This window comes from Methylophilus sp. (assembly GCF_052173275.1).
In the GTDB taxonomy this organism is placed as follows: Bacteria; Pseudomonadota; Gammaproteobacteria; order Burkholderiales; family Methylophilaceae; genus Methylophilus.
Map to the genome: position 1 here is coordinate 223,498 of NZ_JBQMUL010000001.1, position 10,797 is coordinate 234,294.

Here is a 10,797-nt window from a genome sequence, read left to right on the forward strand (position 1 = left end):
AATTTTTTAATACTTCACTTCAAAAAAATAGGTAATACATTCCAATCCATGGAGCAAATAAAAAAATATACATTGCCGCAACCATTGCTGATAGAGCGACCTATCAATGAAATAGTTATGGAAAACCTTATCCAACAGGGTTTGGAACAATGGTTGGCGAAAGTTTTAGCCACAAGGCTGAATGAGTCCTTCGAATATTCAAAATTGAATAGTTTTGAACTAAAGAACCTGCCAGACCCAATAGCAATTCCAGATATGGAAAAAGCAGTTAAACGTATTGTTGAGGCAATTAAAAATAGGGAAAGAATTGTATTTGCTTGTGATCATGACATGGATGGCACTGCTTCAGCTGCTTTGCTTTGGAGCGCATTTGTAAATTTTTTTGAGGTCGATAGTGACTTACTGAATGTAGTTACCAGTCATAGGTTAACAGAAGGATATGGAATTACCGAGCCAGTAGCGGCTAGGATCATTGACCTTAAGCCAGACTTGGTGATAACGGCGGATAAAGGAAGTAGTGACGAAATTAGAATCAAAAAGCTATCTGAGGTAGGAATTGATGTAATTGTGACTGATCACCATGAACTTGGTGAGTCCGGTCCACCGCCTTCAGCCTACGCTGTAGTTAATCCAATCAGGCAGGATTCATCATACGACAAGTATGTATGTGGAGCGGGTGTCGCCTTTTTAACTATGGCTAAAGTTAGAACTGCACTTATTGATTCTGGATTTAAAACTGAAATAGGTAGTTTGTTGCCATTGATGGACTATGTTGCAGTAGCAACTGTCGCAGACTGCGTATCTATGAGTCCTGTAAAAAGTCTAATTAACCGAACTTTCGTTAAGCGTGGGCTCGAGCTAATTAATAATAAAAGTAAAGCTTGCTGGAGTGTATTTTGTTCCGAACAAAATGGGCCTGTTGATGCAGAGACAATTGGATTTAAATTAGCTCCAGCTATTGCTGCTGCCGGCAGATTAGATTGGGCTGAGGCTGGCTTTAAGTTTCTAACAGCGAATACAGTTGAAGCCGCAACTGAGCATTGGGAACTTCTTAAGTCCGAGAATGAAGAAAGAAAGAAAATCGAAAAATCAATGAGAGAAAGGGCATTCTCTAAAGCTTCGAGACTTAACGGCCATTCAATCATAATTTACTTTGATGACGGGCACAGTGGAGTTCACGGAATAACTGCAAGTAGACTTGTTGAAGCTTATGGTAAGGCTTCAGGAGTTTTCTCCCCAAGGGTTGTTAAAAGTAATAACTTAATGGAATTGAGTAAAGACATTGCATCTGGATCTTTTAGAGGTATTCCTGGTTTGCATGTTAGGGATGCATTGGCATTTGTAGATAAACTACACCCAGGGCTTCTGCTTAGTTTCGGTGGGCATCATGGTGCTGCCGGAGCTTCAATTAAGATTTCTGATATTGATAAATTTGCACATGCCTATGATGAGGCTGTAATAAAGCAAATTGGAAATCAAGAACTTAAACCGACTATTCAGATTGATGGAGAAATTCCTAATGAGTCAATTACTTCAAAAACATTAGAGAAAATTGAAAGTCTGGAGCCATGGGGGAGAGAGTTTCCATCTCCCACATTTAAAGGAACTTTCCAAATATCAAAAATAAAGATGATGAGTGAAGGTCTTCATTGCAGACTAAGTTTAAACATTGGTCGAGGCACCGTAGAAGCGATTTGGTTTAACGTTAATGATATTGATAATTTCGATAGCCAGGTAAAAGTTGGAAACCAAATACAACTAATCTATAAACTTAAAAGCAATTGGTTTCAAAATAGAAAAACTTTACAGCTTCAAGTCATAGCAATGATAAGTTAAAGGCATTTTCAGGAAAGCTATCGAGCATAATTCTAAATAAAGGTAAAGCAATGGCTATTGGTTACGTGGTCTATAAATTAACCTTCCCTAACGGAAAAATTTATGTGGGGAAAGATATTGGGGCTAACGGACATTCTTTACGTTATTTTGGTTCTTGGTTTAATGCCAACGTCGAGAAGGATTTTACTGATGCTGAGCTGCGAGACTTCACTCTTCGTAAACAGATAATATTTGAATCAATGGATAAGGCAGAAATTAGCCGCATGGAATCTGAATTCATACGTTCGTTAAAATCAAATGATCCTGCAATTGGTTATAACCAAACACACCGTAGCGTTAAAAGACTGGGTTAATTGAATGTCTCTTAAAAAAGCGAAAGATCAATTATTCGAATTACTTTCCACTAACGATTGCAATGTCATAGCACTTTCCGGTAAGTGGGGGACTGGTAAAACGCACTTATGGAATGAAATTGATAGGGACTTAACCAGAGGCAACAATAGCCCATCCTTATATGTATCGCTTTTTGGCGTTTCGACAATCGATGAAATTAAACGAAAATTACTTGAGTCGGCGTTTCCAAATGTTGAAGGTAATGAAGATGTATTTTCAAGTTTTAAAAATGTCTTAAAGGTCGGAATCAAAGCTGCCGCAGAGCATTACAAAGCGCTAGCTGCGTTAACTGATATAAATCTCTTACTTCTAGCTCCAGTGTATCTTAAAGAAAAGACTATCGTAATCGATGACATTGAGAGAAAAAATCACAAATTAGAAGAAGATGAAGTCCTAGGCTTCATTGATGAATACTCAAAACGTCATGGATGTAGATTTATTCTGATACTCAATGAAAATAGGCTTGGGGGTAATGGTGGACAAAACAACTTATGGGCAACGTTTAGAGAAAAGGTAATTGATCACGAAATAAAGCTAAATACATCTGCTGATGAGGCTTTTGCAATTGCAATATCACTTGTACATTCGATTTATGAATCCGAACTGAAGCGTGCATTCATTACATGCAGACTTACAAATATTAGAATTATTATTAAGGCAATCAAAGTGGCGAACCATATATTGGGAAAGCAGCCGTTAGATCCAATTATTCAAGCCAGAATGATTCCTTCAATAGTACTTTTTTCTGCAATTTATTATAAAGGTGTCGAGGACGGCCCTGATTTCAATTTTGTTCTAAACATTGTGAGAGCAAGAGTAGCAAACCTACTTAATGATTCTAAGGAACAATCCGAAGATGATTTAATAAAATCTCGATGGAGTACATTGGTTCATGAAATGGGTATTCATTCTTGTGATGAGTTCGAGTTTTTGTTAGTAGATTTCCTTGAGTCTGGAATACTGGAAAAATCTCGATTCGATGAAGTGATTACTCGTTATAAAAATGAAACGAATAAATTAGAAGCCAATAATAAAGCTCGTAAATTTTTAGAAGATCTCTATTGGAATCATTTTTTAAGTAACGAAAAACTCGTAAGCCAGTCAAAAAAACTTGTTAAATTAGCTGGGCTACTCAATGCTACAAATGTTTCAGAAGTAGTGGAATACTTGGAAAAGTTACCGGGAGGAGAAATTACTGCACAAAAAATTCTGAAAGGCTGGCTTGAAAACTTTAAAGCAAATCCTCCAATTCAAACAACATTCGAGACTACCACTTATTATCATAATAACGGTATCCACCTTCATCCTGATATTTCAAAAGCTTATCAAGATCTGCAAGCTACAGTAAAAGAAAATACTAGTATTTTTGATGCCTGCCTTCACATAATTGACAATAATGGGTGGGGGAGCATTCAGACATTTGCTTTTGAAAGATCCACTGTAGAGGAATTTGATAAAACAATTAGGACATTAAGTATTAAAAATTTGCGTCTGTTTATGGCGCAGATGATTGATATGAGTATTAAAAGGCAAACATTTGATAGGCATTTTGCAAATGGAATTAATAATTTTTTGATTGCTTGTAAAAATATATCTGAAGATCAAAAATCTCCTCGATTAGCAACTCTAATTAAAAACATTTTTAATTCAACCCCATTAGCACACGATTTTGGTATTCAAAAAACTGAGCGATAAGTCGAAGTGGCTTAGAGTGAGGATACAAAAGACTTTGGGACGTGAGTTGTCATAAATTCAAATGTGATTCGATATCAAGATGAAGTTGGCAAACTTAACTGGAGCAAATGTCATTGCGCTTAAAGCTAATGTTTTACCAACTTCATATATTTTAGTTTTTTCTCAAATCACTCTTCGAGTTCGTAAATATAACTGATGGGAAATATTACGGTGGAGCTAGCGCCCCCGGCCCTTCAATCTCAATTCCACCAACTTTCTCAACAGAAAATCCCCTAAAGCTCACTGTAATTGTATTTGTAGTTTCTTGGAGAGAGGATTTTCCTCCACCAATTGAGAAGATGATCAAATTAATTCCTGCATTTGCTGATGCCTTTTTCTCGACTCCAAAGCCAAATTCAAACGTTGAAGCAACGTCTTTATCTTTGTTCGGATTTTGGAAAGACATGCAAGGCTCAACACTACTTGCATCTAGAAGATTATCTCTAAGGCTAGCAAGGGTATATGCTATCGGTGAGGAGTCATACTTAATTTCTTTTTTAATATTCGAAGCAACAGATTTAACACCAGGCTTGGGGTATATCGTGAAAGTTAGAATTTGACTGTTAGTATCTCTTTTTGAAGCATTTACCCCTGGCTCAAACGCCCCCGTGCCAATAGGTATAGCTAGGCCAGCTTTACCTTCTTTACCGCCAACAGATTGAACTTTCATAACTACTTTCAAAGACTCAATGTTGAAATTTAAGTTACCTTTACATGCATTGGTTTTGGATTCTTGAGGTAAGGAAGCAGAGTAATTTTGAAATAGTTGAACATCTGCTTTTAAAGCTTTGACAATATTTGCAATTGAAACATTAGGTCCAATAACATCCTCTGCAATTGAGTATGATGGATAACTGCTCAAGAAAAGAAAAATCAATAAAACCATGTTATTAGTCATTTTTGTCTCCCGAAATTAAAAATATATCGTTCGCTTAATTTAAACTTCTTGAATTCTGTTTACTGCCTTAATTAACTGATACCCCCTGCGTTAGACCGAACTTTCACTCGCCGCCACAACTCTTCTAAATGATTACTGCATAATTAGTACAGAGTATTATTCCTCATACCTCTTGAAATCTTCCACCTTCAGAAGCTATAAATCAATGCAACCAATGCTGTTTATAAGTGCCTATTCCGCAGTTGTCGATATGATAGGTTGCTGTAAGCATCTATGACGAACTGCGTTCTTTCGAGTAACTAAACATTTTTATCGCGTAGAGCTCTAGACGAATTGGATTAGTCTTTTACCTTTTCCAAAATTAAGAGCTCCTGCATAACAATATTCTGGAGCTCGTTGAGAGTTAACTTTTCATCAGATTTTATATAAGCTAAAGTCAAAATCGTCAAAGGGTGTACACCCATTGCTTTCGAAAGGTCATTTATCTTTGAAACCGTGGGTTGCTTCCTGCCATTCTCAAGTACTGACATATAAGTCCTGCTTGATATTTCACTGAAAAATTCTTGACTCAATTCTCGAGTAATTCTGATATCCCGGATTGCAGCACCTAAAGCTTTTTGAAATTCCATACTAAGTCCCCATAAAGGACTTTATATAGCCATTATGTGCCCTAAAGGACTATAATCTATAGGACACATTAACCGTATTGGATTGAAATAATGTTCCTTGCTAGCCAAATTCATTTGCGAAAAGCATTTTTTGACGGTGAAAATTTCAGTCTCAACAAGATTGAGCTATCTGCATTTATGCCTTGGTTCATATGTGAAGTTCCTGAATTCGATGATGATTCTGAAGAGCCAGTTTGTACTACTACCCATCTTATTGGTGATATTGACGATTTGGCCAAATTTGCGGGGAGTCGAAAAATTGATAAGACATATGTGATTAGCCCAGGACACTTACTAAATCAGGATAACTGGTCTCTGACTAGATTGAAGGCTATTTCTTCTGCAACTTACCAAGATGATGAATACAAGAGTACTGTATATCGTTTTGAAACCGATACAGGTCAAGTTATTGAGCACGATATTAGTGGGTTGAACAAAGATAAAAATGAACTTACTTTTGAAACGATTTTGCAATTCAATTAAAACAACGGTTCCTAATGACCAGCACTGGCAGATTCAATGAATCAAGTCGCTAGTAAAGAAATAACTATCAGTTTTGAAACTGATACCCTAACCACAGTGAGTCCTGAAACTGCTCACAGTCTCGTAAAGTTGATGGAGTCAAACTCACTTGAAGATTTGATTCAACTGTTACTGCGAAATCTGGCTGCTGAAACAGGCGTGATACCTACAAGCTCATTAGTCGCATATCCCTTAAGAGGAAAACATCTGATCTGAAGAAGTTAAGTGATGAAAGATAACGATAACCAACTCACTGTTGTATTTGAGGAAGACACTGAATATTCAGTTAGCCTGGAAACAGCTACTTCGATGATGAAGATTGTCGGTGCTAACTCAATAGAGGATTTGATTCATCGTTCACTTTTAATGTTCAAAGAAGTGCTTGAAATTTCACATCCCAAAGACGATGAATTCTCTACTACTGAGCACTGGGCTAATGTTGCTCAGCGGCTACCAAATGGTATTTCATTGAGGGTGTTATCGGGTTTGTTTAGTGAAGAAGCCGGGAATAAAGCTTCAGATGGAAATGGTTACACATTGCGGGATTTAATTTCAGATGTAACTGAAGAAACCAACATGAACGCATCTCGTTTGGGCAAGTAGTTGGAAGAGAAATACTATGAGTTAGTGAGGTGAAAATGGAATTCTCAATTCAAATCAATGTTGGTCAAACACCACAAGAAGCTTTAGAAAGTATTTTGGACGACTTCCATAAGCACGAACGAGGTGAAAAATACGTTGCTAGCCAGCTTGGAGTCCTTAATTGGGATCAGTTCTATGCTCTGTTTTCGCCTCAAGGTCTTAAGCAAGTTGAGTCATTTGTTAAATCGCATAATGGCATTTGGCCTGAACTCATGCTCGACTTTCTTCCTTTAGTGACAACTAATCAAAACACGAACATTAGTGTTTCAGGGCTCAAAGAGTTTGATCCCGCCGATTATATTAATGACGCTGAAGATGTGATGCTTTATTTAAAAGATACCCTTGCAGAAAATGACCCGGTTGCTTTAGCGGAAGCTTTGACGGTGATATTGAGGGCCGATGGTATAAAAAAGCTGATTGGAAATAGTGAGCCTAGCTAGACAGCTCAAAAAGTACCTACTCTCAAGGAGATGCTTGATCAATGTGATTTGAGGGCAGATCCACATCCTGATTCAGACATTTTTGAGAATATGCCGGCTAAGGGGCAAGAAGACATTTAATTTGTAAGTGGTTTTTCACCTTAGATATTTCAATTACTCCATGGGTGACTGTTTACACAAGTCTACCGCACCACCAAGATGGAGGCCCATGCCACCATCATCCTTATGAGTCCACGCTTTAAGAAAACACTCTACGATTTCTTCTGTGTTCGTTGCACGTTTACAAAGCCTGATTGCTTGCCCACGATTCAAACCTAGACCGTTTTTATCAGGATGCTGCCATGCAATGGCATAACATACTAAAACTTCTGTCGCATTTTTAGCTCCATTGCATAACTCAATGGCCTGACCGCGATTCAAACCAAGTCCACCATTATCAGAATGTGCATAAGCCTTATCAAAGCAATCTGTAACCTCAGTAGCACTAGAAGTAAATGGATTTAGTAAAACCAGCAAAAGGACTATTTCAAGCATGTGTTTCATATCTAGCTTCGCTTTTTGAATTGGTTTGAGTAGTCTTAAGCGTGCGTATCCACTCATTCATCTTTCCAATTTCCATGAGGTCAGAAACTAGCTTTTTACTTGAAACGGTATTTGAGCAGTGCCCAGTTGAAACGCTTTTTGAGATGAAGGTGATCAAGTTGTCTCTACGGTTGCAGTTAACTTCACAAGATAAATTTTTAAACAAGAAATTCACCCTCCAGCTTCCGTGATCTGCTGGGTAGTCCTCGAAGGTCAGAATCTGACAACCAGCATAGTTTAGTGATGCATACAGATCTCTCTGATTCATATTGCACACCCTTATTGGTATTATGATTTATAGTTTTCCTCTACAGCTATATTAAACCAATGTTATTAACATATGTTAACTATCTGTGATTGAGAATTTCAACTATGTGTAGCAACTTTGATCCTATCAAGATTAATAAATCCAGTTGGGTTAACGAGCACTTTAAATGTGAATTGCCTCAAGGCGATTGGGATGCGAATGTATATTCGACCGCTCCAGTACCCTTTGTGTATCTGGATGATGGCCAAGTCAAATGTGAATTAGCGCAATTTGGGTTGGTACCTCCATGGGCCAAAGATAAAAAACGTCATGGCCGTCACACATACAATGCCCGCACTGAAACAGTTCACACAACTCATTCATATGCTTCACCATGGCGGAAATGCAAGTTTGGCTTAGTGCTAGCGAATAAGTTTTACGAACCCTTATATGATGCAAGTGGTAAAAACTGGGTGCCAGCAGGCATTTTCAGATCTGATGGAGAACCAACAGCAATCGCATCTATTTGGGAAAGGTTTGTAAACCAGGATACCGGGGAAGTGACTTTTTCATTCTCGATGCTGACAGTAAATGCAGATGAGCATCCATTAATGAGTCGCTTTCACAAGCCAAAAGATGAAAAGCGTTCAGTGGTAGTAGTGGAAGATAAAGATTTTACTCAGTGGCTAAATGCTAAACATGACAATGCCAAGGAGTTGCTGAAATTGAGTAGAGATGGCTATCTTGATTACTCTGCACCTGAAATTAAAATATCTCAGAAATCATTATTTTAGATTTCCCAACCAAATCACCATCCATCAGCATCACTTTAAGTGTGACTTTGTATAACCACTTCAAGACGTGTGTTCGCCATTATGAGATGAGCATCAATTCCAATATCTCGTGAGCACCCATTCCAGTTCAAGTGGAGCAGTGATTCCAATTGAGTGGCGCAGTGCTGCTGCAATTGTTCAGTTGACCACCCAAGCCCCTTTTATAAACTACTAATAAAGAGCCTAGGTATATTGGCCCCTGGAGGTCGAAAAATTGATTAGTTCTGGTCAAATCAGAGTTAAACAGAATCAAGTTTTTGTGATGCCTGACAGTTTATCGCTATTTTTGGTTATGTTATTTTACTAGTCATCAGTTTTGTTTGTGGGTTGAATATACTCGCTGTCAGCGAAGCCCCCTCATCTCCATGGAAAGTTCTTATAGCGCTTAGTATGATATTTAGCGTCTGGAGTATATGCATCTACTACACAAAGAAGTTTATGGTGTCGCCTTGGCGAATTCTGAAGCGCTCCGGGATTCTTAGTGACATACCAGAAATCAATATCTTGGATAGTCTACAAATGCGCTCGTTTATTGTGGATACAAGTATACATAGTCACAATTAGGTGTAATACGAATAATAGAATTTCGCCATTAGTTGTTACACACTAGAGTTTTATAATTTATTCAAATTGAATAATAAATCGATTAACTACTTACTAACATACCCTTATTCTTAGTAGAATGAGGATTGCATCATGAAAAACCTTTTCCTTTTACTACTTATATCAATAGTGACACTGCAACCGCTCTATGCGGCTACGGCAGATTTCGCACATATGTTGAGTTCGGAAAGTACAGAAGAAAAAACTGTGATTCACATGATTGAGCATTTTGATCATGTTGCGCATCATCATGATGAAGATGGCGACTCTCATGAAGATGAGTCTCAACAATCTGTCGCTCACATGATAGATTTTTGAGCACGGCTTGAATTTGGTATCAATACCAATGGCAGCTCCAAAAGTATTCCTCAATCAACTGGCAAGTGTGGCTCCGCTTTACTTCCCAGTGGTCTACTATAATCCATCTAATTCCCCGCCCTTAAAGCCCCCTTTTAAAGCCCTCTAGAGTGCCCGGCAAGTAATTCTTGCTGGGCGCTTTCACGTTTATTTAATCAACATGCAGGGGCTTTTCCATGATTTTTTCTTCAAAGGTACTGTGCCAATATCGGCTCAGCGCATATAACTTACTCATCCATGCAAGCTTGCTTTGCTTCATACAAGCACATGCTGAAGATGTGCCATCATTTGGTGTATTACTGCGCCAAGGACTTTCTCAAGCGCCTATCTTACTTGAGCAGTCAGCAAATATTCGTGCAGCAACCGCGAATATTCAGCAAGCTAAAGCTTACTTAAATCCTTCTATCAGCGGTCTCAGCGAAAACCTAAACACAAGAGCCGACTACATCCAGCATACAGTTCTCTTAACTCAGCCATTTGAAATAGGCGGTAAGCGTGCTGCACGAATTCAAGCAAGATCAAAAGATCTATTAGTAGCTGAAACACGTGACCAGGAAATACAAGTCTTGTATGCAGCGGAGCTCGCTACTGCTTATGCCATGACAGAGGCAATGCATGAGCGAATGAAAGTAGCAGAAAATGACATTTCCAGAGCCAACGACGATACCAATGCTGCAAAAACATTAGTTGAATCTGGTAGGGAAGCAGAGTTTACGTGTCTCTCAAGCGCAGGCAAATCTTTCAGCAGCAGAAGCTTCATTTCAAGCTGCTGAAGCTAACTTCATAGAAGCGATGGTGCGATTATCACATGGCAGGTTCCACTTCGACATATACAGGTGGCGAAAGTTTTACCTCAAGAATACTTTCTGAAAATCGTGCAAAAAAAGATGATTCAGAAACTTCACGGCAATTCGCAGACACAGGCTGAACATGCGGCCCTACTTACAAGTTGCAGTTAGAAAAAAAAGAAGTATCCGAATGTGGATGTGCTGGTGTTAGGCACTAAGAAGGAATCAGCAGCCAAGCCTTTGTGATCGGATTT

General features: G+C 38.4%; 12 protein-coding genes. 9 read left to right on the top strand and 3 right to left on the bottom strand.

Annotated elements, in window-relative coordinates:
- Positions 1 to 117 precede the first annotated feature (117 nt).
- From ACTS9Y_RS01360 to ACTS9Y_RS01370, 3 genes are read left to right on the top strand one after another with little or no spacing between them, the layout of a single operon-like run.
- Entirely contained in the window at positions 118 to 1,836 is a 1,719-nt protein-coding gene (locus tag ACTS9Y_RS01360; RefSeq protein WP_442584233.1) for a single-stranded-DNA-specific exonuclease RecJ, read from the top strand.
- A 50-nt stretch (positions 1,837 to 1,886) separates the two neighbouring features.
- Positions 1,887 to 2,189, top strand: coding sequence for a GIY-YIG nuclease family protein (locus tag ACTS9Y_RS01365; RefSeq protein ID WP_442584234.1), 303 nt, complete (start codon positions 1,887 to 1,889; stop codon positions 2,187 to 2,189).
- Between the two features lie 4 nt (positions 2,190 to 2,193).
- A complete protein-coding gene (locus ACTS9Y_RS01370; RefSeq protein ID WP_442584235.1) occupies positions 2,194 to 3,924 on the top strand; it encodes a P-loop NTPase fold protein in 1,731 nt (576 codons plus the stop codon).
- 205 nt (positions 3,925 to 4,129) lie between these two features.
- On the opposite strand, the gene ACTS9Y_RS01375 is transcribed toward ACTS9Y_RS01370, so the two are convergent.
- On the bottom strand, positions 4,130 to 4,861 hold the full coding sequence (locus ACTS9Y_RS01375) for a hypothetical protein (protein WP_442584236.1): 732 nt from the start codon (positions 4,859 to 4,861) through the stop codon (positions 4,130 to 4,132).
- A gap of 338 nt (positions 4,862 to 5,199) precedes the next feature.
- Entirely contained in the window at positions 5,200 to 5,490 is a 291-nt protein-coding gene (locus tag ACTS9Y_RS01380; RefSeq protein WP_442584237.1) for a helix-turn-helix domain-containing protein, read from the bottom strand.
- 90 nt (positions 5,491 to 5,580) lie between these two features.
- On the opposite strand from ACTS9Y_RS01380, the gene ACTS9Y_RS01385 reads away from it, so the two are divergent.
- From ACTS9Y_RS01385 to ACTS9Y_RS01395, 3 genes are all read left to right on the top strand, one after another.
- Complete coding sequence (locus ACTS9Y_RS01385) at positions 5,581 to 6,012, top strand: hypothetical protein (protein ID WP_442584238.1); 432 nt, start codon at positions 5,581 to 5,583, stop codon at positions 6,010 to 6,012.
- 267 nt (positions 6,013 to 6,279) lie between these two features.
- On the top strand, positions 6,280 to 6,654 hold the full coding sequence (locus ACTS9Y_RS01390) for a hypothetical protein (RefSeq protein ID WP_442584239.1): 375 nt from the start codon (positions 6,280 to 6,282) through the stop codon (positions 6,652 to 6,654).
- A 35-nt stretch (positions 6,655 to 6,689) separates the two neighbouring features.
- Positions 6,690 to 7,133, top strand: a complete 444-nt coding sequence (locus ACTS9Y_RS01395) for a hypothetical protein (RefSeq protein ID WP_442584240.1) — start codon at positions 6,690 to 6,692, stop codon at positions 7,131 to 7,133.
- Between the two features lie 153 nt (positions 7,134 to 7,286).
- On the opposite strand, the gene ACTS9Y_RS01400 is transcribed toward ACTS9Y_RS01395, so the two are convergent.
- Entirely contained in the window at positions 7,287 to 7,733 is a 447-nt protein-coding gene (locus ACTS9Y_RS01400; RefSeq protein WP_442584241.1) for a hypothetical protein, read from the bottom strand.
- Positions 7,734 to 8,087: 354 nt separating this feature from the next.
- Here ACTS9Y_RS01400 and ACTS9Y_RS01405 point away from each other — a divergent pair, with 354 nt between their 5' ends.
- The 3 genes from ACTS9Y_RS01405 to ACTS9Y_RS01415 all read left to right on the top strand — a co-directional run bounded on the left by ACTS9Y_RS01405 (position 8,088) and on the right by ACTS9Y_RS01415 (position 10,528).
- Positions 8,088 to 8,756, top strand: a complete 669-nt coding sequence (locus ACTS9Y_RS01405; RefSeq protein WP_442584242.1) for an SOS response-associated peptidase — start codon at positions 8,088 to 8,090, stop codon at positions 8,754 to 8,756.
- A 735-nt stretch (positions 8,757 to 9,491) separates the two neighbouring features.
- Positions 9,492 to 9,716, top strand: coding sequence for a hypothetical protein (locus tag ACTS9Y_RS01410; protein ID WP_442584243.1), 225 nt, complete (start codon positions 9,492 to 9,494; stop codon positions 9,714 to 9,716).
- A gap of 215 nt (positions 9,717 to 9,931) precedes the next feature.
- The gene (locus ACTS9Y_RS01415) at positions 9,932 to 10,528 is read left to right on the top strand and encodes a TolC family protein (protein ID WP_442584244.1); all 597 of its coding nucleotides are present in this window, start codon (positions 9,932 to 9,934) and stop codon (positions 10,526 to 10,528) included.
- Positions 10,529 to 10,797: the final 269 nt, after the last annotated feature.

Excerpts from the sequence above, each read along its gene's own strand:
- ACTS9Y_RS01360 (WP_442584233.1), top strand. The coding sequence starts at position 118 with ATGGAAAACCTTATCCAACAGGGTTTGGAACAATGGTTGGCGAAAGTT.
- ACTS9Y_RS01365 (WP_442584234.1), top strand. The coding sequence starts at position 1,887 with ATGGCTATTGGTTACGTGGTCTATAAATTAACCTTCCCTAACGGAAAA.
- ACTS9Y_RS01370 (WP_442584235.1), top strand. The coding sequence starts at position 2,194 with ATGTCTCTTAAAAAAGCGAAAGATCAATTATTCGAATTACTTTCCACT.
- ACTS9Y_RS01375 (WP_442584236.1), bottom strand. The coding sequence starts at position 4,861 with ATGACTAATAACATGGTTTTATTGATTTTTCTTTTCTTGAGCAGTTAT.
- ACTS9Y_RS01380 (WP_442584237.1), bottom strand. The coding sequence starts at position 5,490 with ATGGAATTTCAAAAAGCTTTAGGTGCTGCAATCCGGGATATCAGAATT.
- ACTS9Y_RS01385 (WP_442584238.1), top strand. The coding sequence starts at position 5,581 with ATGTTCCTTGCTAGCCAAATTCATTTGCGAAAAGCATTTTTTGACGGT.
- ACTS9Y_RS01390 (WP_442584239.1), top strand. The coding sequence starts at position 6,280 with ATGAAAGATAACGATAACCAACTCACTGTTGTATTTGAGGAAGACACT.
- ACTS9Y_RS01395 (WP_442584240.1), top strand. The coding sequence starts at position 6,690 with ATGGAATTCTCAATTCAAATCAATGTTGGTCAAACACCACAAGAAGCT.
- ACTS9Y_RS01400 (WP_442584241.1), bottom strand. The coding sequence starts at position 7,733 with ATGAGTGGATACGCACGCTTAAGACTACTCAAACCAATTCAAAAAGCG.
- ACTS9Y_RS01405 (WP_442584242.1), top strand. The coding sequence starts at position 8,088 with ATGTGTAGCAACTTTGATCCTATCAAGATTAATAAATCCAGTTGGGTT.
- ACTS9Y_RS01410 (WP_442584243.1), top strand. The coding sequence starts at position 9,492 with ATGAAAAACCTTTTCCTTTTACTACTTATATCAATAGTGACACTGCAA.
- ACTS9Y_RS01415 (WP_442584244.1), top strand. The coding sequence starts at position 9,932 with ATGATTTTTTCTTCAAAGGTACTGTGCCAATATCGGCTCAGCGCATAT.